General features: G+C 34.6%; 19 protein-coding genes and 1 other RNA gene. 6 read left to right on the top strand and 14 right to left on the bottom strand.

All coding sequences use genetic code 11. From position 1 onward, the window contains the following. Positions 1-301 precede the first annotated feature (301 nt). The gene (locus ABE34_RS14370) at positions 302-2,053 is read left to right on the top strand and encodes an McrB family protein (protein ID WP_197143221.1); all 1,752 of its coding nucleotides are present in this window, start codon (positions 302-304) and stop codon (positions 2,051-2,053) included. A 1-nt stretch (position 2,054) separates the two neighbouring features. After that, positions 2,055-3,944, top strand: a complete 1,890-nt coding sequence (locus ABE34_RS14365) for a DUF2357 domain-containing protein (protein ID WP_197143220.1) — start codon at positions 2,055-2,057, stop codon at positions 3,942-3,944. A 127-nt stretch (positions 3,945-4,071) separates the two neighbouring features. On the opposite strand, the gene ABE34_RS14360 is transcribed toward ABE34_RS14365, so the two are convergent. From ABE34_RS14360 to ABE34_RS14345, 4 genes are all read right to left on the bottom strand, one after another. Continuing rightward, a complete protein-coding gene (locus ABE34_RS14360; RefSeq protein WP_241747189.1) occupies positions 4,072-5,307 on the bottom strand; it encodes a DNA adenine methylase in 1,236 nt (411 codons plus the stop codon). A gap of 410 nt (positions 5,308-5,717) precedes the next feature. Then, positions 5,718-6,317: a hypothetical protein gene (locus tag ABE34_RS14355; protein WP_197143219.1), complete on the bottom strand. Its 600-nt coding sequence runs from the start codon at positions 6,315-6,317 to the stop codon at positions 5,718-5,720. A gap of 276 nt (positions 6,318-6,593) precedes the next feature. Then, entirely contained in the window at positions 6,594-7,472 is an 879-nt protein-coding gene (locus ABE34_RS14350; RefSeq protein WP_197143218.1) for a hypothetical protein, read from the bottom strand. 121 nt (positions 7,473-7,593) lie between these two features. After that, a complete protein-coding gene (locus ABE34_RS14345; protein ID WP_197143217.1) occupies positions 7,594-8,307 on the bottom strand; it encodes a hypothetical protein in 714 nt (237 codons plus the stop codon). Positions 8,308-9,021: 714 nt separating this feature from the next. Here ABE34_RS14345 and ABE34_RS14340 point away from each other — a divergent pair. Further along, complete coding sequence (locus tag ABE34_RS14340) at positions 9,022-9,993, top strand: hypothetical protein (RefSeq protein WP_197143216.1); 972 nt, start codon at positions 9,022-9,024, stop codon at positions 9,991-9,993. A gap of 264 nt (positions 9,994-10,257) precedes the next feature. On the opposite strand, the gene ABE34_RS14335 is transcribed toward ABE34_RS14340, so the two are convergent. The 4 genes from ABE34_RS14335 to ABE34_RS14320 form a co-directional block, all read right to left on the bottom strand. Continuing rightward, a complete protein-coding gene (locus ABE34_RS14335) occupies positions 10,258-11,067 on the bottom strand; it encodes a hypothetical protein (RefSeq protein WP_197143215.1) in 810 nt (269 codons plus the stop codon). A 499-nt stretch (positions 11,068-11,566) separates the two neighbouring features. After that, the gene (locus ABE34_RS14330) at positions 11,567-12,415 is read right to left on the bottom strand and encodes a hypothetical protein (RefSeq protein ID WP_197143214.1); all 849 of its coding nucleotides are present in this window, start codon (positions 12,413-12,415) and stop codon (positions 11,567-11,569) included. Further along, a complete protein-coding gene (locus ABE34_RS14325) occupies positions 12,408-13,175 on the bottom strand; it encodes a hypothetical protein (RefSeq protein ID WP_197143213.1) in 768 nt (255 codons plus the stop codon). The genes ABE34_RS14330 and ABE34_RS14325 overlap by 8 nt, the downstream gene beginning before the upstream one ends. A gap of 721 nt (positions 13,176-13,896) precedes the next feature. After that, positions 13,897-15,387, bottom strand: a complete 1,491-nt coding sequence (locus ABE34_RS14320) for a CAP domain-containing protein (RefSeq protein ID WP_197143212.1) — start codon at positions 15,385-15,387, stop codon at positions 13,897-13,899. A gap of 341 nt (positions 15,388-15,728) precedes the next feature. Here ABE34_RS14320 and ABE34_RS14315 point away from each other — a divergent pair, with 341 nt between their 5' ends. Both ABE34_RS14315 and ABE34_RS14310 read left to right on the top strand, forming a co-directional pair. Continuing rightward, the gene (locus tag ABE34_RS14315; protein ID WP_197143211.1) at positions 15,729-16,031 is read left to right on the top strand and encodes a helix-turn-helix domain-containing protein; all 303 of its coding nucleotides are present in this window, start codon (positions 15,729-15,731) and stop codon (positions 16,029-16,031) included. Between the two features lie 107 nt (positions 16,032-16,138). Further along, positions 16,139-17,302 carry a site-specific integrase gene (locus ABE34_RS14310; protein ID WP_197143210.1) on the top strand — a complete coding sequence of 388 codons (1,164 nt, stop codon included), beginning with the start codon at positions 16,139-16,141 and terminating at the stop codon, positions 17,300-17,302. Between the two features lie 135 nt (positions 17,303-17,437). Here ABE34_RS14310 and ssrA read toward each other — a convergent pair. The 6 genes from ssrA to secG form a co-directional block, all read right to left on the bottom strand. After that, positions 17,438-17,793: a transfer-messenger RNA gene (gene ssrA, locus ABE34_RS14305) on the bottom strand. A gap of 186 nt (positions 17,794-17,979) precedes the next feature. Further along, positions 17,980-18,708 carry a hypothetical protein gene (locus tag ABE34_RS14300; protein ID WP_197143209.1) on the bottom strand — a complete coding sequence of 243 codons (729 nt, stop codon included), beginning with the start codon at positions 18,706-18,708 and terminating at the stop codon, positions 17,980-17,982. Between the two features lie 165 nt (positions 18,709-18,873). After that, positions 18,874-19,338 (bottom strand): SsrA-binding protein SmpB, encoded by a 465-nt coding sequence (gene smpB / locus ABE34_RS14295; protein ID WP_079561397.1) that lies wholly within the window; start codon positions 19,336-19,338, stop codon positions 18,874-18,876. 101 nt (positions 19,339-19,439) lie between these two features. Beyond that, positions 19,440-21,938, bottom strand: a complete 2,499-nt coding sequence (gene rnr / locus ABE34_RS14290; protein WP_197143208.1) for a ribonuclease R — start codon at positions 21,936-21,938, stop codon at positions 19,440-19,442. Positions 21,939-21,973: 35 nt separating this feature from the next. Continuing rightward, a complete protein-coding gene (locus ABE34_RS14285; RefSeq protein ID WP_197143207.1) occupies positions 21,974-22,720 on the bottom strand; it encodes an alpha/beta hydrolase in 747 nt (248 codons plus the stop codon). 449 nt (positions 22,721-23,169) lie between these two features. Beyond that, entirely contained in the window at positions 23,170-23,397 is a 228-nt protein-coding gene (gene secG / locus ABE34_RS14280; protein WP_197143206.1) for a preprotein translocase subunit SecG, read from the bottom strand. A 394-nt stretch (positions 23,398-23,791) separates the two neighbouring features. On the opposite strand from secG, the gene ABE34_RS14275 reads away from it, so the two are divergent. Next, positions 23,792-25,048 carry a transglutaminase domain-containing protein gene (locus tag ABE34_RS14275; RefSeq protein ID WP_197143205.1) on the top strand — a complete coding sequence of 419 codons (1,257 nt, stop codon included), beginning with the start codon at positions 23,792-23,794 and terminating at the stop codon, positions 25,046-25,048. Positions 25,049-25,130 lie beyond the last annotated feature (82 nt).

The raw sequence follows: 25,130 nt of genomic DNA, 5'->3' as shown, positions 1-25,130 counted from the left end.
AAATCCAGCTATGCCTGAGTTTAAGAGTTTATAAAGAAATTGAACCCATCCCATAAACTCATCCTTTTCGCATATTTATTTTTCTGGCATAACCAAACTTCCATTGATCCCTCACCTTATTTAGGTTGCCTTAGTTTTACTAAATGCTCTATAAAAATCAGATATATTTTTGGAAACGTCCTACTATATGGTAATATATAACCAATATATTTGAATGCATCCATTCAGCTTAATAGAGAATCATTTCACTTCAAAATGATTTAATTATTAATAAAACTCAATATCAATGGAGGACATATTAATGCTAAACCAACTTAATGCGTCACAAACTAAATACGGAATTATACACTTAATTAACTTAGTTAGAAATGGGCATTTGGAAGACTATATAACAGGTAACTACACAATATCTAGAACAATAGATGAGCCTCAATTACGGGGTACATTAGGTGTGGAAAATTTAACCGACCCTATCCCTGATTTCTGGATGGATATTGCTGAATATCCTGATAGTGTAGGTTATTTTTGCTTAATAGCTATTATCTTTAGTCACCATAATTACATAGAAATATTTAAAAATTCAGCTTCATCAAATGAAGAGATGAAAGGCGTAATTCATAGGACAGACTTTAACTCTCAAAAAACCTTTACTAACATACGTGGCATTTTAATTGAATCCGGCTCAACAGACCAAACATACAAACACTCTGAAGAAGTCCCTTACGATTTTTCAAATTTCTTTTTAAACGGAGAGGTTGGCTCATTAGTTAAGAAGTTGATATTAAACAGACTCTTAACAATTGGTTGGCAGGAACCTTCAATTACCGAAGAATTTAGTCGCGATTTTTATGAACAATGCTATTGGTATAAATTCCATAGAGTCCTAAATTTAACTAAAGAACAATATAGAACTTGGTTAGAAGGTCAGCCCTTAGATTTATCAGCGGAATTTAGTAGTGAATCTATCAATTACGAAGAAAAGATTGAAGTAGACACTCTCCTACTGACATCTTTAGCTGCTAAACCATTTATGATAATTACAGGACCCAGTGGGACAGGTAAAACTTATGGAATCAGAAAGTTAGCAAAACAATTAAATCCATTTTATGAAATTGACAAGCATTTTAATATTACATTCATTCCTGTAGAAGCTGGTTGGAAAGATGGCCGTCATCTGATCGGATATCAAAATCCATTCTCTGAAAACGGCAATGTATACGAGATAACTCCATTAATTGACCTTCTTTTAAGAGCAAATTCTATTTATTATGAAAACATACCTTTTTTTGCAATCTTAGACGAAATGAACCTTTCTCATGTGGAGATGTATTTTGCAAAATTTTTATCCTTAATTGAAACAACTAATCATACTGACCTTTCTAGAGAACCTTTGTTAACCGTCAGTGAATTAGAACTACTTAAAAAGAACTTTAAAAATAACTTTAGCTATACAAAACTAATCAATGAAGCTATCAACAATGGTGGTCTCTTCGTCTCAAGTAATGTTTTTTTTGTTGGAACAGTTAATATTGATGAAACTACATATATGTTTTCACCAAAGGTTCTTGATAGAGCCTTCGTAATAGAAATAAATACAAAAAAACCTTCAAAACTTTTGGTGAATAGTAGTATACAATACGAACAAATGACAAGAGAATCTGCTTACAATATTTTATTAAATGAATATTCAGATACAACAAATCCACATCTTATAAAATTTTTAGATGAAGTTTATGAAATATTGGAAAATGATTTTCCTTTTGGTTTTAGAGTTGTGTCCGAATGTAATAAATTTTCAGCCGTTGTAGAAGAATTTAGAAATTCAATTCCAACCTGGATAGAGGATGAAAATAGCATCTATGATGAAATTTTGATGCAAAAGATATTACCAAAAATACACGGAAATAGAAAGCAATTAACTAATATTTTAAAATCACTCATATCTTTTTGTCTAGATAGCAACGGGAATGTTAAATATCCAAAATCTCATAAGAAATTAGAATCAATGCAAAAAAATCTTCTTATCACTGGTTACAGTGGGTTTGTGGTATAAAATGATAAATTTAAGTAAAATTAATTGTCATTTTAATAGTAAGTTAAATACAACTCCGATTACGCTTACTGTTAGTGTCACAGATGAAATTGGTGAAAAAATATATATTGACCACCTACCATCAAATATAGAAGTATTTAAGACACTAGACAACATCCCCTCTTTTCCTATTCCTCCTTTATCTGTAAGGAAGGAAAAGTCAGACACCTTTAGGGATTTAAACTTAAGGGAACAAACAGAATATAACTTTTTATTAAGTGTTCCTATCTCAAAAAAAGAGATTAAACAAGGACAATTACTAAAACAAAACCCTATCTACCCTATTGGAAATTTAAAACTTAGAAATTATGTGTCACTAAATAGTTCAGATAGTTGGTTTGAAAAAGAAGGGGTTACAACAATTTCGGGTAGATTTAATTTTAAGAATTTTATTGGGGTTATATCATTTTATTGCGATTCTGAATTGTCTAATGACTGTTTCCAAATGGAAGTAGTCAGTTATAAAATAACTTACGAAACTGATTTTAAAAACCTTTTAAATGATTTAGCAAATTTTCATTCAGAGCTTATTTTATCTTTAGACGATCCTACAGAAATAAATTTAATTTCTGAAGAGATAATAAATAATGTATCACCCCACGTACTTATTTTACATTTGAAAAAGCTCTTTAGCGAGGAGAGATTACCTTTAGCTATTGAAACGATCTTATCAAACCCACACAAAAAACTAAACTATATTAATGATAAGGATAGTGTGAGTTTTATAACTACCCCTGATATTATTGAACTGATTTCTAATCCAATCGATTTAGAGTGGAAGAAAGAAGGGTTGTTAAAAAAACATTTTAAAGGTTATTCACCTTTAGAGTTATTTTCAGAGGATATAGAAAATACCTATGATACCAAGGAAAACCAATTTATAAAATTTTCACTCGAAGAGATAGAAAAGCTTGTTTTAGAATTATTAAATAAACTTCCAAATAAATATAGCAATAGTAGATGGTTCTTAAATAATTGTTTAATTATAATTGAAGAATATCTTCAAAATCCACTTTTTCAACAAATCGGTCCATTAACTAACTTTACTAACTCAATAGTCCTTCAGAGAAGAAATGGTTATAAAGAATTCCTTCAGGCTATACAATTATTTGAATTAGGTATTCAACTAAATACAGATGTAAGCGAATTCGATACGACCAATGGAGATTTACGCCCTATATCTTCATTATATGAAATTTGGTGTTATTTCAAATTATATTTCATTTTAAAGGATATTTGCTTGGTAGAGCTAGAAAGTCTATCCAGTCTTCTTTATAGAACCGAAAAGGGATACAAATTAAATCTTAAACAAAAAGATAAAAGTTGTTTAATTTTCAAGTATAAAAATTTGGTCATTGAATTCTATTATAATCGTGATTTTATTAATCAAAACGGTGAAATCTGGGAAGGAACATATGACCGAGGGGTATTACATCCAGACTTCAGTATAAAAATAATCAACAACATCCAAAGCCATTGGATTCACTTTGATTCGAAATATAAATTGGATAATAATAAATTACAGAAAATGCTTCTTGGAGAAAACGTACAAGAAGGCAATTACTTAAGAAATGATATTCATACAGCACATGCTTATAGAGATGCTATCTTGGGAACTCGCGGTGTATTTATCTTATACCCAGACATCACTGAAGAAGCAACTATTTTTATTAGACATCCTAATATAAAGTATAAGCAAACTTTTAGTATACCTTCAATTGGTGCGTTCCCTTTAAAGCCAAGCTCTCAGAGTGATCACCAAATGAAAGAACTTAAAGATTTCCTATTAAACATATTTGATATATTCGATACAAATGAATATTATCAAGAGGAAACTGGCTTTGAAAAATGAGGCGGGGATAAAGTATTTTTTAAAATAAAATTAATAAATTTCATATTAGAAAAGCGCGAGAAATCAAAGTTTCTAAAATTGATTTCTCGCGCTTTTTAAGGTTTTGAGCAGTTTTTTCCTAGCCCCGTTAAAAACTCTTCTTCGCTAATATTAATGCTTCTTGGACATTTCTACTTTTATCTTCTCTTCTTCCCATCGTACTATGAAGATGGGTCTGAGTACGAACTTCAACAGAATAATTTTCACCAAATTTTTCAATTGCTATTTGTTCTATTTCATCGAGGGTAATCATTCCATTATCGCTATAACTAAGTACAAGGTTAGATTCCTTTTCTTTAACCTTTGAAAACAATTGCTCAAAAGCCGCTCTTACTTTTGTACGGATACAAAAAGGCGACTGGTGTCTATCTGTTCTGTATCTTCCTTTAAAATTAACTTCTGGATAGTCATATCTAACTAAAGTCTCAAGAGCATGATAAAATCTTGAATAGTGCACAAATCCATAAGGAGGGTCTGCATAAACAGTGGTATTTCGGTCAAGAGAATCTAAACAATCTATATAATCCATCGAAACAACCCTATGAGGGAGATTATTTTGTCTTAATGAATGTTGTAACTCTTCAAATTTTCTTATGAAATATGGAGTAATTTCCTTCATTCGATAGATAAGTATATCTCTCATCGACTTCTCATTTGTTGCATCTCTATATTGCGCATAATGCCCTGTACTTTGTGAATTATAAGACATCGCAAACATCAAACTGGATAATATCACATAATAAATGGGGTCGCCTTTATATTCATCAGCGACAGCACGAAAAGCATCAATCCAAAGACACTGTTCATAAGACCAATATGTGCCGGAATAATTCTTAGTAAATAAGTGATAATCTATATTTGAGAAATCACTGTTTATTAAACTTTTTTGTAGTTCTTCAAGCTGATTAAATGTAGCTAAATCCATTTCCTCTGTATATTGAAAGTCCTCGATTGGATACGTACTTTTGAAAATATTTACTCGTTCAGTTGCTCTCCCAACAATTACCTCAATAATGTTATCAGGGTAATCATCCCAATTATATCCACTTAAATATAAGTTAGCCAAAACAGAAGAATATCGTTGAATATCGTTAGCAATTATAGGAGCTGATTCTCTTAACGCACCTGAAAGAATACTTGTCCCCCCAAATAAATCACATACATACCCGCCTAAATAACTTTCATTGATACCTTCAATTACAAAATCCAATATGCTCCTTTTGGAACCCATATACTTAGTTATATGAGGGATATTCTCATTCATAATTATCTGATATTGAGGGAGTGGATTAACTATTTCATTTGTTACTATTCTTTGTGTCAAGATCTTTCTCTCCCTTAAAAAACTCAATAAGATATTATATCATAAGTGTTATGTTTATTTTGCAATACGATTCCCCTCTTTTAGAGAAGAAAAATAACAGTATTGTGTTATGTTAACATAACTAGAAATAAAAGCTTAAAAGTTTTAATATAATGGTACATAATTATTTTAGTAAATTACAGTAAATCGCTGGCTCTTTATTGAATGTAAAATTACATTCGAAGCTTTGTGAAATAATAACTGTATTAGTGGAGACTGTCAAGATTTTTGTGTAAATGATAATCTAACTTTACTTATAGATCATTATTTTATTATTTTATTTGGTTATGGAATGATTTTGTTTTTAGGGAAACCACTTTTATGGATTAGTTAAACTACTAATTGACTTCTTATTTTTAATTTTATAGCTATCAAAAAACGTCACTACTTTTATTTTTAATTAAATCTAATATATCTTCACGATTTTGGAAAACATCTACTTGAATTCCAATGCTGGTTGCTAAAAACTTAAAAACCCTAATAGTTTCTTCTATTTTAATTATTCCAATGTGCCACTCCATTCCTGGTGTGACAATTGCCAACAAAATCGTTCTCATTTTATTACCTGTTATAATTTCTGGCATTAGATTTTTTATAATTATGGTACGAATATCATCCGTAAAAGCCGTCTGTAAAAACACAGTGTAAAACATCACTTCTTCTATTTTTTCATTCCCTTTATAAAATTCGAATTCATGAGTAGCATCAATAATCTCATTTATTTTACCCATGCTTGGGAACACGTTACATTGAATCTTTATTTCATTTGGAGCTTTTCCGTTTAAATAAACATTGTTAGGTTTTTGAAATTTAGGGTTATGACCATCTGATATATATTTTGAAAGAATATTATAGGCTATCAATGTCCATCTATGCTCCATATAAGGCTGTTCAATATAATAGTGCAAAAATCCCTTCGATAGATGTTGGATACCCCCGGCAACAAAGCTATGTGATTTTACTTCAAACATTGCGTCCACTCCTTTAGAAAAAATATTTAAAGTTACCAAATGTAAAACCCATAAACAATCTAAAAAAAATGTTAACTCTGATTTAATTTATAAAAGCGAAAGATATAGCTTACCAAACCTATATCCTGCTTTGATTTATAATGTAACTCTGTAGAAGTTTCCAAAATAATAAAAAAGAGAGTACAGATTTATTCTGACTCTCTAAAAGTGTGTTTAAAATATTAAATGAACATACTTTGAAATTCACATATCACTCAAATTAAGTAAGGGGCTCAATCATTTTCTCTTATCTTTATCTAATGCTTTATCCTTAGTATCTTTTCTAACTGCTATAGTTCTATTTCTTTTCTTTCTTCTATTAAGTAACGGCTCAAACCGTTTGTATTCTTCTTTTTTAATTACCCATTCCCCATCTTCAGTTCGTACATCAATGTCAACTATGTTTTCTCTAGATGAACCATTACCTTTTTCAAATATAATAGTAGGGGTAGGTAGCTTGGCATCTTTACGTTTGGATGAATGTGTTTCGGAATTTATTTCATGTTCTTCATTGTCTTTCAACTTATAAACTTCTCCATACGCATTAGCCTTTACTGAGAGATAGGCATAAAAATCTTTTCCATTTCTATTAACTCTTAATCTACCATTATATTCTTCTCTAATGATTAAATACATGAACTCGTAAAGAGTTAGGTTAAATTCTTCCCCTGCCTTCACTATTCTATAGTCAAAGTCTTCTATTAGGTCAATACCCGTCTTATTATTTTTAGTCACATCCTTCAAATAAGGTACTTTAATATCAATATCCGTTTTTAATTTTACCCCTATCGGAGTTGATATTTTTGTAACTTCGACCCCATAATAATTTGCTATTTTTCGGGATTTTTGTTTTGATGCCAAGCCAAGTTGGCATATAAAAAGTAAAGTATCTGACTTGCTACCCAGATTAGCTTTTTCTTCCTCGGTCATTTCTTTTATCAATCTGTTACCCTCGTCTATTAATAGGGTATTTGCTGTTGTTATTTTATAGTACGTATCTCCTACTTTATTTTCCGTTGTTGATTTAACTGTTGGCTCACTTCTTTTTTTCTTGCTCTTTTGATTTGATAAATTATCTACTGGTATACTTGATTTCCCTATGTCATATTTACTCATTATAGATTAGCTCCCTTTTTCCTCTATCTTATCAAGGAGCAATAATCATTGACAACATCCCCATTTCATTCCTTATCCAAAATGGTGACTAAGAACCGCTAAATAAAGAATAGGTCTACCCCTATAAGAGGGCATACTCTTCAAGTGCCATTGCTATTTGAGAGTTTAAATTTAGAGATTCACCGCTAGCGTCTCGACTATATTCTCCCTTTAGTAGTTGATACAAAACTCTCCGATCATTAGCTATCCCTCTATCCGTTGATGTAAGAACATACATTAAGTAGGACAAGTTTTCCTGATTATATTTAGCAGCTAGCTCCGTTAAGTGGTTTATTGTGAAAACTAACAAGAACTTTAGCTCCTTTTCACAAGTTGATAATGAAGTGTGTGAATGAACTGGAGGAGGTAATAAGTTGAAAAATCCCTCTATTAAATAATCCCTTGGATTCAATTTTCCAGTTCCTGTTTCAAATTGAATTCTGGCTTCATCCAATCTCCCCTCCATGATCAATTCTATGGTATTTTTACCGATTTTAGACTCTAACTTCTTTGATATATAGCTCAGTGAGACTTCGAGACTGTTTTTACTCGATGTATTTAATTCATCTCTAGTTTTTTCATAGCTACAGTGATTTTTTAAGAAAACTAATGCTTTTCTTTTAGATCTCTCCTGACTTATCCAGCGTTCATTCTTCACGTAATGAAGTATTTCTCTCAAGGCGCATAATTGTTTAGTTTCTAATGAAAAATCTTCGCTAGATAATTCTTTTCTTCTCAGTGATGCCTCTACTCTCTCTTCCGCTTCCATAAACTTTCTAAAAATCAGTTTAGCCATTTCGCTCCAATCCTCTCTGTGATTAGCTGATGCTTCTGAAAAACTTAATAAAATGTAGGAAAACTACTTAATCATTCGAATGCTATTTGTTTTTTGAAATTTTTCTGTGTCAAAATCCCCTAGAGCCTCAAGAGATAAAGCCGTCAAGATAATGACTAGTAGAAAATTAGTGAGATTTTTACTAAGTAGATTATTAAGTTTCCCCTATTTAATAATTTTGGTTAGATGGAAACTGTTAAATATATAAACTTTCACTACTAAAATTAAAAGGGGTGAACACTCAAGTATAAGCAAAAAAGCCGTTGATATTCTCGGTAAGTAAATTAAAAACTTGGGATAAATTAGTGGAAGTAACTATATATTAACGGAAATATAGAAGAAGCATTTTATATGGCATGATTACAAGAGGAATAGGTGTTAAAAATAAACATTTATTAGAAATAATCAAAAGTAAAAGCTGTACGTTTTATAAATAATTACATGATTTTTATAAAAGCATCTTCCTCTTTTTTATACTTTGTTCTTTTCTTTTATAAAGTTTCTAGCGATATTATAAATAATCACGTTATACCTAAGGAATATATTCATATTTATTACTTAAAGGATTAAAACCTTATGCCTACATGAGTTAAAATTTGTCTGTCACATAATATTTAAATACACATTTACTTTACCAACAATATTCTATAAAATGAAATTATTGGAGGTGTAGTGATGTCTTACAAAAAATATATTAACTATAGTCTAAAGGGTATAATGATGGGTTCGTTAGTAGTAGGTTCATTTTTACAAATGGATGAGAAGGTAGCTAAGGCTGTATTCGAGGAAGGTGGGGGTATCGAAACACTTACACCGCCAGTAGTAAACAGTGGTTCAAACCCTGCACCACCTTCATTCGAGCACACAAAATACGACTACTTAAACCTATACGGTAAATTTGACACATCTAAGAAGTTCAAATATAACGGAATCAAGGTATCATATCAGAACCATACTTACAACACGAAGTCTCAAGCTGAGTACGACCAAGTAATGAATTATATTAATAATAGAATTAAAGGTAAAACTTTAAATGATGTTTATAAAACTTTAAGTGATTTTGGATTACCTCATCCAGACCTTGACTATGACTTACGGATTTTAGAGCGTTTAATGAACGGAGAGATACAGGTAATTAATGACCGTACAGACCCTGCGTACCGTTCAAAAGAAAATATGACAGCTAAACGTTATAGTATTGCGTATGAAGCGGCTATAAATCAAGGAGTATCTTTCAGCACATTAGCTAAATTTAAAGCAGCATCAGCATATGTAGATGGTTTCACTGGAGGAGCAAGTACAGCATGGGGACCACCTGAGAGTGCATACGACTTTTTTATTAAGAATGAAGTAGACTGTACTTCAAGTGCATATGCGATTCAAGCGCTGTACGATACCTTGGGGTACAATACTGCAGTAGTTCACTCTCCAAAAGCTAATCATGATTATCTTATTATTGAGTTAGATGGTAAATGGTTTAGCCATGAATCAGAATTAGCTTTATTTAATAAAGATAGTGTTTACAAAGGAGACTTCATCAAATTTGCGCCTACTCAAAAAGCAGAAACATTATCCTTCATCCCATTTGGAAGTTACAAACGTTACTTTGTAAATGGTGTAGAAGTCGATCTCTATAATACCCCTTAAGATTCAGAAAAGGGGATTATCTTTAAAGGATGTACTATTTATGGTGCGTTTTTTAATGATAATAACAACTAAGCGTCTACATTATTTAATTTCTTAAGAACACGACAAAAATTAACTAAAATTCACTGTTTTATCAGAACATCATTATCAATATCCTGTTTCCATGGTATAACACTGATTTTATTTGTTAGATACAATAAAAATATAAGCGAGTGTTTATTCTATCCTCGCTTATACTTTCATTTTCTTTCTATATAATAGAATCTATAAATTTGTTTTTTCTTTGATTTCGTAATTTGTTACTCCTATTTCTTTTAGTTTCTCAGCTAGCTTACTTTCTTGAAGTTTTTTTAGAATATCATAATGTACTTTATTTTGACTGCTTAGTATAATCTCTAAGTTAGAAATTCTATTTTCACTGTTATTTAGGTTTCTATGATTTATTACAAATTCTTCATTTCCACCCATAGTAAGTTCAATTGCTTCTTGACCTATAAACATTGCAGCAATAATATGATGATCTTTAATATCAATTTCCCCATGAAAGTCGCTGAATATTTTAATACCACTACATTTCCCCTTTGATAATGCCTGACTACTTTTAATGAGCGATTTATTCTTTTCTGGACAGAACACACCGTTTTTATATATGCATATCCTTTCAAAAGAATCGTATTTCGACAAATAAATCTCTTGGCCATCTTGTCCATTTACCTCTAGCTTATACCTATGATTATTGAAATGATAGGGCTGTCCACATCTATAATCAATTAATAATGAATACTTTTGATATACTGTGTAAAAAACTCCTTCGAAAACTTTGACCTTATTTTTTCGAAATTCTGCAACAACTTTTTGCTTAATATCCCAATAAGATTTTATTTCAACTTCCGTACTTTCTATATCGACAATTGGTTTTCTTTTATCCCAAATTTTATCAATTTCATTATCCTCAATAATAACAATTATGTCGTGATAGCTACCTGTGTCTCTATCATAAATTTTAAACTTTACTTTATTACCTCTCCCCTTCTCTGTACTGTAGTAATGTTCACTAGATAAATTCTTAACCATATCAATAGCTCCTTTTTATATAGAATCCAGCCATCTGCATCACTAACTTTTGTAAGTCGTACATATACTCATCACACTTTTACTATGAAATCGATATTAATTAGTGACATATTATCTGGTACAACAATATAATTCTTGCTCTGGTGGCTTAATCAAATTATCAATCAAATTTTAAGTTTTATCCTAAATTATAGTTCATTTGTAAGACTACTTAATTGAAATTCCTTCCTTTTTTAATAACAAGAAACCCAAAGAAATAGAAATACCCCTGTAGCGATTTTAAGCACCGAATTAACGGACTAAAACAAACCACAGGGTAAATTATACCTATTCGTTAAAAACAATTTGTGAGGAGAATTAGAGCCTTAATCGAATAGAGCCAAATACCCCTAACTAGAAATAATTGTAAAATATTAAATAACCTTCTATACTGTTATCTTCAAAAGTTTTTTCTATGAATGTGAGTGGGTGAGTGGGTGAGTGGGTGAGTGGGTGTTTATTATTTTATCTGTCTTGGAAGTAGATCTAAAGGGATGACCATATTTGTCCATATAAACTCGGGTTGTTTATCGCCAATTTTAATTGAACTACTCTTAGGAATATTACCTACAAAATACTTATTCCACCCTTTTTCTTCATTTAAGTAATCATAAATATCATTATCCGTTCCACAAAGGATAATTTTCATCTGAACTTTTTCTATCAGCCTAACTAACTCTTGATGACGTTCACGTGGAAAGGGATTTTCATAAATGTCAGAATTTACATACGGAGGATCTAGTATTGCTAAGAAGTCACTCCTATGACCATACTCTTCTATGAAAAACTTGTAATCTGCCTGGGTTATTACAACATCATGCAATAATGGAACAAGTTCTTTATATCTAACTAAGTTATTATAACTAATACCCTTCCCTACATTTTTCTTACAAAAACTCACTCTATCTCCAGCTCTGCTATACTCTGCAATAATTATTGCAAGAGCAGCTGATTCTACCATAGATGTATCAGAGGAATGCTTTCTTGTAATAGCATTCTGAAAGTCTTCCTTTGTCTTAATAGTCTTTTGAAGATGCCAAGTCAAATTTACTAATTCACTGGCATTTTCCCAATTTGTTAAACAAGCCATAACATTTGAAATACCAGTATCTAACTCATTATAGAGTCTAAAAGGTACAATTTTTCTGTTTATGTAAGGTACAAATTTATTACCTCCACCAAATAAATCTAGAAAGCCATTAATCTCTTGATGTTTAATTACATACTTTATAATACGAAGTAGAGTTTTCAATAAGCGGATTTTACCCCCTATTGTTTTGAGTGATTTAATATATCTAAAATTAAACATTTTTACATACCCCCTGTGTTAATATTGACTTATCAATTTTGAAGATGTAAGTATGTCTAGAGTATCCTTCTCTAAGAACTACTTTCCTTCTATTTTCATAAGCTCCTGGGAAAAATACTCCTTTCTCTTTTAAAACACCTAAAATTGCATGCAATTTTTTAGTGTTGTTAATCTCCAGAAGTTCACCTAATTTCTTTGCTTCAAATGCAATAGCATGATCTCCATATCTAGCCTTATCTTTTTCATCTATAAAACGAATTCCATCGTTTTTTTCATTATATTGTCCCTTATCAGGGAAAACTGACTCGTTTTCAATTGCATGTTCAACGATAGTTCGGTAAGCTTTTTCAGCTTCATCGTTATTGGCTCCAGAGACTTTTAGGATATAGTGTTTATACCCCTCATCATTTGATGTATATTGTTTAGCTGCTTTCAGGGAATCTATATACATTCTGAACGCTGGAAGTTCATCTGGATAAAATACCCCCTTATTCACTAATTCTTTTGTTAATTCCTTTTGTATCTTCGTGTCATAAAGGTCTGAACAAAGACAGAATATAGAATTAGTTCCCCCCAATTTGCTTGTCATCTTCACAACGTATATTTTTTCATCGTACTCCGGATGCCACTCAAGTAGTAGTTCAACCTTCCAATATTCCTCTACTCGCTCTTGGATATCTCCTTGAAATTCAATTTCCTTAGGTGGTAATACACCATTCTTTACTATTACTTGTTTTTTTACAGATCTATTTTTACTCATCAAAGTCATTCCTCTCTTTAGAAAAAATTTGTTTTCTAATTGAGATAAAATGCCTCTTGAAAATCTCTACAGATTTTCTCGTCTCACAGGTTTTTAATAGAATATCGTACTTATAAAATCTCTATCGCTATATCTCTGAACATGGAGTAGTTATTTAAGAAACGTTTGGGTGAGTGCTTGAATGAATAGAAGAACAGATAGATGAAAATGTTGAGATGATGATGGGTGGTTTCAAGATGAATTTCGATACAGGTTACTTCAATTTAACTGATGTGGGGTGAAATTTCCATATGGGGATTCATTTGTAGATTATGTTGGAGTTGTCTACTTTTAATATTTACGATGCCTAATAAACTGTTTATTAATTTATTCTCAAAATTCGTGATTTATATCGCGGGTCTGCGGGTCTTTTAAGGATATGAGGAAAGCATGGAGTGTCAAGGAAGGATTTATTTCCCAATTTATCTATCGTAATAGTGATTACAAGAGTCTATCTATTTTGGTAGATGTGGATAATTACTATATTAACAGACTCTCTCTGTTTAATATATTTTAGCTGACATATATACTCCAAAGTTATTTTGTTATCACATTTTATTCTATAATCTTCGAGATATCAAATACTACTATTTCTATCTTATTAATCAAATTATCTCTATTTTAACACATAAAAGAAAAGCTGACTTTAATAATCACCTTTTCTTTTATGTGTGACGATTGTTTATTTGAATGTTTGCTCATAGCGGTGGAAGAACGCCACTGCGTGTGCTCGTGTTAAGGATGACGTTGGCATGAAGTCTTTATCCGTTTTAGCTGTTGTTAAGCCGTAGTCACGCAAGAATTGAATGGCTACTGGCTGAGTTACCGTTTTCCCATAGTGCATGGATGCTAGGATGTGGGCAAAGTTACCACGTGTGATATCCTTGTTTGCTAATGCCTGTTTAGATACTGTATTTGCACCATTAACTGGTAAACCATATTTACTTGCTAGTTGATAGTTTACGTCAGCTACCCATGATGTCTTTGGCTTTGTTGAAGTTAATTCATCAGGTTTGAAGTAGCGTAGTAACACTGACAGCATTTGGTTTTCCGTTAAATTAGTGTTTGGTTTTAACAGGTTTTCATACTTCTTTGTGACTGGATTGTACACATTTTGATACCCGTTAATGATACCCCTGTTAACTGCCCATTGAAAATCTTCTGCCCAATATTGGTCTGCTCTGTAGTCAGCAAATTTTGATACGTCAATGCTACCTACTGGCGGTTTAGAAGGATTTGTGGGGTTCGATGGGTCAGTTGTTGACTTTCCCGCAGTTGTGAACGTCCATGTTTCTGACTGTGGGTTACCATTATCATCAGTCCATGTTGCCTTTGCTGTGTACTTTTCTCCACCTTTTAATACATTCTTAGGTATTGTGTAGAAGAAGAATCTGTTACCATCTGATTGACTCTTAGGGTTAAGCGTTTCTACACGTACATTTTTACTATCGTATAGTTCAATATTGAATGCAGAACTACGTTTAATACTAACAGGTGAGAAAGAAACTACATACCCCGCTTTTGATACCCCGTACTGAGTTAGAGGACTTGAAGATACGTTCGTTAAATCATAAGCTGTATCCACATTTGTTTGTCCGTTATAAGGGTACTTGACTGAAGTATAATCAGCGCTTACACCTGACTCGTTAGTTGCTGTTACAAATACAATAGCGTTACCACTGATACCTACACCTACTGTATTAGAGTAACCCGCTAGAAGAACACTTCTGTGTCCTGTAGACTCCAATAAATTCTCAAATGCATTTTTTAAACCCAGTCCTGATGTTGCTACAGCTTCAGATAAAGTACCGTAGTTTTGCATACTACCACCAACTGCAAGGAATCTTTCCTCAGGTGTTGCACCTGTATAACCTGATTTATTTTTATCCTCCGTGTGTCCATTAGACACTGTAATACCATGTGTATTAGCATATACTGCATGGTTTTGTGCTGACTCAGATAAACGAGCGTCGATTGTCAGTTCAGGTGCTCCCGATGCCTTACGAACTGCGTTTAATTCCTTGAGGTACTGTGTTACCTGTGCCGAATACGTGTAGTTGGCTACCGTTTGTTGTGCTTCTGCCACTGGCGTTGGTGCGATGTAATTAATTGATGATACCCCTGCCGCAAACGCTGTCGCAATAGCAAATGCCTTCAAAAACTTCTTTGACATACTGAATTTCTCCTATTCCCTTAATTGGTTATATATACAATTATAACTATATTTTAGCGAATGTTTATAGGAATGTGAATATACTAGAAATAAAAAAATTATACATAAATATTCCTCTGATAATATATAAAAATCACACTTACATTGGATACACCGAGTATTTTTAGGTAAGCCAAAAAATAAGTGTAATTTTTTTATTTGTGAAGGGGTGTTTTAAAAAATATTAAGCGATACAAAACAAATTAGCCTAGAGCATGATGTAATTTAAGAGTTTCATCAAGAGATTACTTATTTAGACATGGAGTACTTCTCCAAATACCTTAGTTCGGAGTGAAATATTCATGTCTATTAAAAATGAAAAACTAAATAACATTACAGATAAGGAATGCCATGTTGAGTATTTCAATGAAATTTTAGTAAAACTAGAGCATTTAATTGAAGTGCTAAAAGTAAATAATCCAAAAAATGAAAGCCGAGTGCATGGTGAATGGCTTTCCTTAAAAGAAGCCGCTAAATATGCAGGGGTCTCATACAATACCTTTATAACATTTCGACATATGGGTCTTAAAGTATGTGAAATAGAAGGTATCAAGCGTGTCTCCTGTAAAGAAATTGACAACTTTTTAGAAAGTCACAGTTATTAATTTACTTGGGAGGATTTCCTATTAGTAAAATTATATAATGACTAAGGGATTAATCCTCTTTTCTTTAATTTTGCCCCCGCAAGTATCGAATAGGAGGAAGTATGATAATGAAGAAAAAAGTATCCCCCATTAAAAGTTACAAGCTAAAGAATGGTGAAACACGCTATGAGTTTCCGGTTTATTTAGGTGTTGACCCGTTGACTGGTAAGCAGAAGCGTACAATGAAACGTGGCTTTAAAAAACGCAAGGAAGCAGAACTAGCATTAGCTCGTATTAAGTTAGAAGTTGCAAAAGGCACATATAAACAAGAGCGTGCTGAAACCTACCAAGAACTCTACAATATATGGGTAAAGCAATATGAAAAAAATGTTGAGGAAAGTACGTTTGTAAAAACCATTGGCATTTTTAAAAATCATATTTTACCAGCAATGAGTGCTTATAAAATTGAAAAAATCACAGTAGATATATGTCAAAAGCATGTAAATGAGTGGGCAGAAAAATTAAAGAAATTTCGTATGGTCAAAGCATATGCAGCGAAAGTATTAGATTTTGCGATAAAGCGTGGCTATATCCAAACAAATCCATTCACATATGTAGAAACAAGAATTAAACCTAAAAAGACGATTGCGATTGAGAAAAAGAACGAGAATTTTTATACTCGCGAGCAACTGAATAAGTTTTTAAGTCATTGTGAACAATCGTTACACTATAAAGCATTTACTTTACTGCATTTATTAGCTTTTACAGGGATGCGTAAAAGTGAAGCCTTAGCTCTTACTTGGAATGATTTAAATCTTATAGAAAAAGAGCTTTCCATCACAAAAGCAATAGGCAGAGGGAAAAGTGCGAGGCTTTATTTAAAACCACCGAAAACTGGATCATCACGAGTAATTAAACTTGTTGATAGAACCATCACAATTTTAAAAGAGTGGAAAAGGATTCAAAAGCAAGAGTATCTTGTACTTGGTCATAATACAACGAAGGCAAATCAGCTAATTTTTAGTAATACAAATAATGAATACATTCAACCTGTTCAAGTCCAAAAATGGATGTATAGTGTGCAAAAGAAACATTCATTGGTAAAAATCACGCCTCACGGATTAAGACACACTCATTGTTCACTTCTCTTTGAAGCTGGAGCATCGATTAAAGAAGTGCAAGATCGTCTTGGCCATACAGATGTGAAAACCACAATGGATATCTATACACATGTTACGAAAAAAGCTCAAGAAGGTGCAATTCAAAAGTTTGATTCCTATCTTGAGATTTAAAATTCTTGAATACATTTTGACTACGTTTTTGACTACGTTTGAATACAATCATTTGAAATTAGATGAAAATGAAAAAATGTCAAAACCCTTGATATATAAGGGTTTTGACATCTATTGAAATCCATTGATTTCTTAAAATGGAGACGGCGGGAGTCGAACCCGCGTCCAGAAACTCCAATACTTCAGCTTCTACGCGTGTAGTTTGCCTATTTACGATTCACGTAGCATTATGCCGACAAACAGGCGTCCTGTACGCTAACCTGGAAATCTCTTGTCGGTGACTCAGGTGGCACCATCGACCGTATCCCACTAAAGTTGGGCCCTACGTTCTCTACATGGGCGATAGAGAGGCAGAGCGCTTAAGAGCTTACGCTGCGAAAGCTAAGTTTTGTTGTTTGCCAGTTATTATATAACTTCCGTTGATGACGGAGCCGAGACCTCCGACGCGCGACCAAAGCTTGAACCATCCCTGTCGAATCCGTAACGTCCCCTTGAATATGAATCGAAGCACGTAGCTTCGTTCAAGCAAAGGAGCTAGAATTTCTTCTAGTACGGTGGGAGCTAAAAGTACGCTTCCATGTAATCTGGCATTCAGTAAACTTATTATAAAACAAATCTTGCTATAGTTCAAGTGTCCTGCCATAGTAGAAAAAATTGGCTAGCTCACAATGATTTTCTTATTTCATCATCTTAAATTTCCATTCTCTTAATCGTAAAATGACCTTTCCTAATTTGGATTCTGTAAGATAGCCGTAATAGACTTCTACCTCTTGTGCGCCAAAGCCGAGCTTGAATTCATTAATTTCCTCTTTGTTCGTGACTGCGCCGAAATCATAGTGTGCGTATCCTTTGCTTCGGAACATTATAATATTTTCCCAAAGTAAATAGCGATTGGCGAAGCGGATTTGTTGCTTTAAATCTGGTCTATCTTTGACCCAGACAGCCGTACCTGTATATAAATTAAAAACGATATCTTCGTCGGCAATGTACAGTCGATAGCATAGTGCTTCACCTTTGTCGTTTTGAAGCTTTGTATAAACGAGTGCGCCTTTTTCGCGCAGGAGCTTTAACGTTTGCAGATGAAATTTTCGAACGCGAGCAGTGTTTTTTATTTTGGCGAAGGCGTTGTAAAATTGCTGAAATTCTACTAGCTCTTGATCGGATGGATTTTCTTTTACGATGACTTCGTAAGGCTCTTTTTTAGCGCGGCGAAGCATATAGCGATTCATTTTGGAGAGATTCGCTAATAGGATGTCTTCATCTTGCTGTAGCATGATTTGCAGTGTTTTTTTGGTTTGGAGTGATTGTGCTGGTCGCTTTGTTTGGTGGTAGCAAACTAGCTTTTTTCTTTCGCTGACATTGTTACGTTCCTCGGCAAAATAAATGTGCTCTATATTTATAAACATAAATTTTCGTCCTATTGTAAGAATGCTGATTCCCTCCTATTATATTCGGTAGTTCTTTATTATATTTTTAACTCGACGTCTTTTAGAACTTGCTCTTAGCATTCTATCTGTCCACATACAAAAAGCTCACTATGTAAATATAGTGAGCTCTCTAACAATCTATGACTATTGATTTTTAGATTTGAAGGCGCGTTCCATATCGCGTTTCGCTTCTTTTTTGCGCATGTCGTTACGTTTGTCGTAATCTTTTTTACCTTTGCCGACACCGATTAATAGTTTGGCATAGCCGTCTTTAATGTACATTTTTAACGGAACAATTGTGTAGCCGTCACGTTTTACAGCACCGACTAGCTCGCCGATTTGCTTTTTGTGAAGCAGTAATTTGCGGGCGCGCAGTGGGTCATGGTTAAAGCGGTTGCCCTGTTCGAATGAGCTAACATGCATATTGTTAATCCATGCTTCACCGCTACGGATTTGTACATAGGATTCTTTTAGTTGAACCCTTCCTGCACGGATGGATTTAATTTCTGTGCCTGTGAGCACCATGCCCGCTTCGATTGTCTCTTCAATGAAGTAGTCGTGCCCGGCTTTTTTGTTTTGTGCTAATACTTTCCCAGTACCTTTTGCCATATAAATTCACCCTCTTCTTAAAGGTTATGCAGATCATCTGCTTTATTATTGATTAAACGAAAGCACCAGTAAAGTGATAATTGGTGCTTTCGTCTTTGCTTTTATTTACGTTTTGATTTTTTCTTTTTGTTTTTCTTGGCAACGCCCTCGTAGAACTTTTGCTTTTGCTTCACGCCTTTTTTAGGGCCTGGGCTTGAGTTTGAGCCATCTTTGCGGCGTCCTCGGGGATCACGGTCGTTTTCACGTCGTTCTCCTTGTCCGCTTCGTCCTTCTTCATTGCGACCACTACGGCTGCCACGTCCACCACGTTCTTCTTCGTTGCGACCACTGCGGCTACCACGTCCGCTTCTTTCTTCTTCGCGACCACCTTTGCGGCTATTACGGCCACCTTTGTTGTCGCTATAATTTTTACGTGCGTGGATGACAGTAGGTGCTGCTTTTCGTGTTCGTCCATACGACGTTACCATTCCGACGATTTCAAAGTCAACGGATGACTCCTCAATAATAACATTTGCTACACGGACTGTAACTTCATCACCAATGCGGAATTGACGATTTGTACGCTCACCGATCATAATCATTTGACGGTCGTCAAAACGATAGTAGTCATCTGTCATATTGCTAATATGGACAAGTCCTTCGATGGTATTCGGAAGCTCTACGAAAATCCCGAAGTTTGTAATTGACGAAACGATTCCTTCAAACTCTTCACCAATTTTATCGGACATGTATTGTGCTTTTTTCAGTGCGTCTGTATCACGTTCTGCATCAACAGCACGGCGTTCACGTTCTGACGTATGATCTGCGATTTCATCCATCGCCATACTCCACTGTGCCACTGTTTCTTTCGATGTATCTTTATTAATTAAATACGTTCGAATTAAACGATGGACGATTAAGTCCGGATAACGTCGAATTGGTGACGTAAAGTGTGTATAGAAATCAGTTGATAATCCAAAGTGGCCTAAGCTTTCAGGATAATATTTTGCCTGTTGCATTGAGCGTAGAAGCATCGTAGAAATAACAGGCTCCTCTGGCATGCCTTCGATCGCTTTTAATACATCCTGTAAAGCTTTCGGATGGACTGTGTTTCCTGTACCTTTGATTAAAATACCGAAGTTCGTAACAAATTCAAAGAAGCGTTGCAGCTTTTCTGGTTTTGGATCTTCGTGAATACGGTAAAGGAACGGTATATTCATCCAATGGAAATGCTCGGCTACTGTTTCATTGGCCGCTAGCATGAAATCTTCAATTAATTTCTCAGCTACTGTACGTTCACGTAATTCGATATCTACTGGCCAGCCATCTTCGTCCACAATCACTTTAGATTCTTTAAAGTCAAAGTCAATGGCACCACGCATTTGACGTTTAGTACGTAAAATATTAGATAGCTCAGCCATATGTTTAAACATTGGCACTAGTGGCTCGTAGCGGGCAATTAGCTCTGCGTCTTGCTCTTCTAAAATTTTGTAAACGTCTTTATACGTCATACGCTCAGTTGTTTTAATGACACTTTGGAATATTTCATGTGATACTACATTACCATTTGCATCAATAATCATTTCACAAGATAGCACTAGACGGTCAACTTGTGGATTTAATGAACAAATCCCATTCGATAATCGGTGCGGAATCATTGGGATCACGCGGTCTGTTAAATATACACTTGTCGCACGATCATAAGCTTCAACATCTATTACAGAGCCTTGTGTTACATAATAACTAACATCTGCAATATGTACGCCAAGTTTATAAGTACCGTCTACATTTTTCGTTACGGTTACAGCATCGTCCAAGTCCTTCGCATCCGCTCCATCGATTGTCACAATCGTTTCGTGGCGTAAATCACGGCGACCTTCTAAATCTGCCTCTGTAATTTCATCTGGCACGCGTTGCGCAGCATCAACCACTTCTTCTGGGAATTCAGGTGGAATGTCATGCTTATATAAAATAGATAGAATATCCACACCTGGATCATTTTTGTGCCCTAAAATTTTCGTAATATAGCCTGTTGCTGATTTTAAATCTTCTGGCCAAGTAGCTACCTCAACGACAACCTTATGTCCGTCGACAGCTCCTAACGTATCACCTTTAGCAATGAAAATATCCATCGGTAGTTTTTTATCATCTAACACAACAAAGCCGAAGCCTCGGTTTGCTTGGAACGTTCCAACAAAGCTCGTTTGCCCACGTTCTACTACCTTTGTTACAGTTCCTTCTCGGCGATCACCGAATGATTCCTTTAACACACGGATTAACACCGTATCGCCATTAATCGCACCATTTATTTCATGTGGTGGAATGAAAACATCGTCCATTCCCTCAACATCAGGTGTCACAAAGCCAAAGCCTTTCGCGTGTCCGATAAATTTACCTCGAAGTAAATTCATACGCTCTGGCAGGCCATATCGATTAGAGCGAGAACGCACAACTAAGCCTTGCCCCTCCATACGTACTAACGTTTTTACTAACTCTTTAAATTCTTCAGCATCCTCAAAGCCGAACAAGTCCTCAATTTCGCCAACTGTTAATGGTTTATATTCTTCTCCACCGAAGAAATCGAGTAAACGACTTTGTAGTGTATCTTTCTGGTCTTTCATAATTTCCCTCCTTCATGAGAAAATCCTTATATGTTTTATTGTGCCCAATTTAGGCTTTCTAAAAAGCAATAAATATCTTCATGTAACTGATCTTTTTCTTGATCTAACGTAATAACATGTTTTGAGTTTTCATACCACTTGATCCGTTTTTCAAGTGACTCAGTTTGATTATATATAATGTTGGCAGATTCTGTCTCAATTACCTCATCATTTGTCGCTTGCACGACAAAAATTGGTGCATAAATCATGTCAATTTCCTGACGTGTCTGAGCAATAAACTCTCGTAATTCTTGTAAAGATGGCATGCCCTTCTCTGCAATTAAGGCAACCTCAGCTTCGATTTGCTCTTCGTCTTTACCTTGAAACTTTTTATAGTCCCTTGCATATTTCAGTACACCTTGAAACATAACATCTGTTGTACGCATCGTCATTGGAGCACACATTGTCACAATACCTTTAACTGGGTTATTAAGTGCAACGTTTAATGCCATGACTCCACCCAATGACAGGCCAGCAACCGCAATTTCCTGATAGCCCGCTTCCTGTAACTGTTTGTACGCGGCTACGACATCCTGCCACCAATCAGCAGGACCTGTTGTAATAAGTTCCTCAGGTTCCACACCGTGACCTTTATAATGAGGCGCTAATGTAGTATACCCTTTTTTCTCTAAAAATCTACCAAGCATGCGCACATCCGCCGAGCTTCCCGTAAACCCATGCAATAATAAAACTGCTCGAGGTCCTGCTTGAAAGAAAAAAGGCTGTGATAACGATTTTTTCATGTCGAGCTCTCCTTCATCCAAATACATACTATACCTATTATAGCCATACCGAAGCTTCCTCAAAAGTTTTGGGGTCTGTTTCTTCAAGTTGCTATATGGGAATCCTCGGCAAACGTGCGGAGGATTTCATGAATCACGGGTATTGCTTTACTTCGCGGGTATTCACCTTGCTTCCGCGGGTATTCGCCCTGCTTTCGCGGGTATCCGCCTTGCTTTCGCGGGTATCCGCTTTGCTTCCGCGGGTATCCGCCTTGCTTCCGCGGGTATTCGCCTTGCTTCCGCGGATATTCGCCTTGCTTCCGCGGGTATTTGCCCTGCTTTCGCGGGTATTTGCCCTGCTTCCGCGCGAGTATTCACTTTACTATCCTAACAATGTATCGACGTTCAAATAATTTGAACTATAAAAGAAAACGCCCAACCAGTAAGGTTAGGCGAAATATCTTCAACTATTAGATTTTTGTAATAGCAATTGCTAAAACAAAGAATAATATTGCTAACACAATTGTTGTACGGTGAAGGATTAGATCCATACCGCGTGCTTTTTGCTTTCCGAATAGTTGTTCAGCTCCACCCGAGATGGCACCTGACAAGCCTGCACTTTTACTAGATTGAAGTAATACTGCAACGATCAACGCTATTGAAACGATAACTAATGAAACTAATACTACTGTATGCATTCACTGCACCTCCCGAACTTCGAACATCACAACATATCACATTATAACAAAAAAAGGTTCTCTTGACAAACTGAGATTAATAATTGCCCTCAATTCTTCCATATCAATTAATTTTAGGGGTCTTTACCAAAGCGTGAGGTTGATTTCCGTTCCGACTGGGCGCTTTCCTGGGGGCGTCCGATGAGCCGCTTCACTCGCTTTGCTCGCTCCAGGGTCTCATCTACGACGCTGATCCCCAAGGAGTCGCCCAGTCTCCACTACAATCAACCTATTTATATCTTTCAAAAAAATCATTAAATATCAGGTCTAATCTAGTACTGTGCCAAAATAGTATACCTCCCTCCCGACTCATTATCCTATAATAGTTAAAAATACAATAATAATGGGAGGAAATATGAAAAAGAGTATATTGCTGATTTTTTTACTTATTCTTTTAAGCATGCTTAGTGCTTGCTCAGCTGCTATCAAGGCCGCCGAAGTTCTATTACAAGACGAACTTGAATCACAAGAAGAAGAAGAAGAAGAGATCTCTATGGACCCAAAGGAGCTTGCTAATAAAGCCCCATCAGCCGAGTTTTCTTCGGAAGACCTTTTTTCAACAACATTATTCAAGGAAGATCCTGCTATGCTGCAGTTTTCAAAAAAAATTGAAAAACATATTTCATCGTTCGACCCAAACTTTACAGTTATGTATAGTGGAAAATTAGATTGGGATACATTTGAAGAACAAATTAATGATCTGTATAACATACTTAATTTTGTTAATCCTTATACAACTGGCTATATCCAAGATTGCAACTGGGAAGCATGGGAAGTAGATAATGGTTTCGAGGTAGAGTTTGACTTTACATATATAACAGATGCCAAGAAGGAAAAGAAAGTTGATGCTTATGTTCAGGACTTTGTTAAGAAGTTTATTACAGATGATATGGATGATTTTCATCGTGCTAAAGCCGTTAATGACTTTGTCGTACAACTAGCCACTTATACTGAAAAAGGTGATTCAAAAGGGCAAGCGGTTTATGAATTAATTAGTAAAGAAACTGGCGTTTGCCAAGCTTATACACTATTAGCCTATCGTTTATTTTTAGCTGCAGGTCTTGATGCTAAATATGTATATGGTTATAGCGATAATCAGCTTCACGCATGGAATTTAGTCAGTGTTAATGGTGATTGGTATCATATTGATACGACTTGGAATGATATCACTCCTAGTGAACCTTATGCTATTTCCTACGCATATTTTTTAGTGAATGACGAGAAACTAAGTGAAGACCATATATGGGCAAATGAAAACTATTTTGCTGCTACAAGCAACACGTACGATTTCATGCATGATATGTGGTACGCAGATACTATTGGAAATGTTATTTATTATAATAGCTTGGACGATGACAAGGTATACGCCTACGACTTAGCAACAAATCAAAATAGGCAAGTTACAGAAACAGCCTGCTATTACTTGGCGGCTTTTGAAGATGCTATTTATTGCAGTGATTATGATAATGCAGGCTTTTTAACGAAAATATTTATAAACGATGGTTCAGAAGAAGTGTTAGTAGAGGAAGAGGTTTTAAACTTGTTCGTTGATGACAAAGGGGTATTATTTTACGAAACCATTGACGGTGAAAAACATTCACAAACTTTATAGCGAATTCTAGAATCTGCAAGCTTCCATCAATCAATGGATCGTAAGCAGATTCTATTTTCCCCTTAAGTGCTCATCATATATT

The sequence above is a fragment of the Lysinibacillus sphaericus genome (genome assembly GCF_015844675.1).
Lineage (GTDB): Bacteria > Bacillota > Bacilli > Bacillales_A > Planococcaceae > Lysinibacillus > Lysinibacillus sphaericus_E.
Note: the sequence above shows the minus strand (reverse complement) of the source record. Positions and strands in the feature narration are given on the sequence as shown.

What these genes read in the sequence shown, in the direction of transcription:
- ABE34_RS14335 (WP_197143215.1), bottom strand. Translation starts at nt 11,067, where the DNA reads ATGGTTAAGAATTTATCTAGTGAACATTACTACAGTACAGAGAAGGGG.
- smpB (WP_079561397.1), bottom strand. Translation starts at nt 19,338, where the DNA reads ATGGCAAAAGGTACTGGGAAAGTATTAGCACAAAACAAAAAAGCCGGG.
- ABE34_RS14325 (WP_197143213.1), bottom strand. Translation starts at nt 13,175, where the DNA reads ATGAGTAAAAATAGATCTGTAAAAAAACAAGTAATAGTAAAGAATGGT.
- secG (WP_197143206.1), bottom strand. Translation starts at nt 23,397, where the DNA reads ATGCATACAGTAGTATTAGTTTCATTAGTTATCGTTTCAATAGCGTTG.
- ABE34_RS14315 (WP_197143211.1), top strand. Translation starts at nt 15,729, where the DNA reads ATGTCTATTAAAAATGAAAAACTAAATAACATTACAGATAAGGAATGC.
- ABE34_RS14350 (WP_197143218.1), bottom strand. Translation starts at nt 7,472, where the DNA reads ATGAGTAAATATGACATAGGGAAATCAAGTATACCAGTAGATAATTTA.
- ABE34_RS14320 (WP_197143212.1), bottom strand. Translation starts at nt 15,387, where the DNA reads ATGTCAAAGAAGTTTTTGAAGGCATTTGCTATTGCGACAGCGTTTGCG.
- ABE34_RS14285 (WP_197143207.1), bottom strand. Translation starts at nt 22,720, where the DNA reads ATGAAAAAATCGTTATCACAGCCTTTTTTCTTTCAAGCAGGACCTCGA.
- ABE34_RS14340 (WP_197143216.1), top strand. Translation starts at nt 9,022, where the DNA reads ATGTCTTACAAAAAATATATTAACTATAGTCTAAAGGGTATAATGATG.
- ABE34_RS14330 (WP_197143214.1), bottom strand. Translation starts at nt 12,415, where the DNA reads ATGTTTAATTTTAGATATATTAAATCACTCAAAACAATAGGGGGTAAA.
- ABE34_RS14275 (WP_197143205.1), top strand. Translation starts at nt 23,792, where the DNA reads ATGAAAAAGAGTATATTGCTGATTTTTTTACTTATTCTTTTAAGCATG.
- ABE34_RS14310 (WP_197143210.1), top strand. Translation starts at nt 16,139, where the DNA reads ATGAAGAAAAAAGTATCCCCCATTAAAAGTTACAAGCTAAAGAATGGT.
- ABE34_RS14355 (WP_197143219.1), bottom strand. Translation starts at nt 6,317, where the DNA reads ATGTTTGAAGTAAAATCACATAGCTTTGTTGCCGGGGGTATCCAACAT.
- ABE34_RS14365 (WP_197143220.1), top strand. Translation starts at nt 2,055, where the DNA reads ATGATAAATTTAAGTAAAATTAATTGTCATTTTAATAGTAAGTTAAAT.
- ABE34_RS14300 (WP_197143209.1), bottom strand. Translation starts at nt 18,708, where the DNA reads ATGTTTATAAATATAGAGCACATTTATTTTGCCGAGGAACGTAACAAT.
- ABE34_RS14370 (WP_197143221.1), top strand. Translation starts at nt 302, where the DNA reads ATGCTAAACCAACTTAATGCGTCACAAACTAAATACGGAATTATACAC.
- rnr (WP_197143208.1), bottom strand. Translation starts at nt 21,938, where the DNA reads ATGAAAGACCAGAAAGATACACTACAAAGTCGTTTACTCGATTTCTTC.
- ABE34_RS14345 (WP_197143217.1), bottom strand. Translation starts at nt 8,307, where the DNA reads ATGGCTAAACTGATTTTTAGAAAGTTTATGGAAGCGGAAGAGAGAGTA.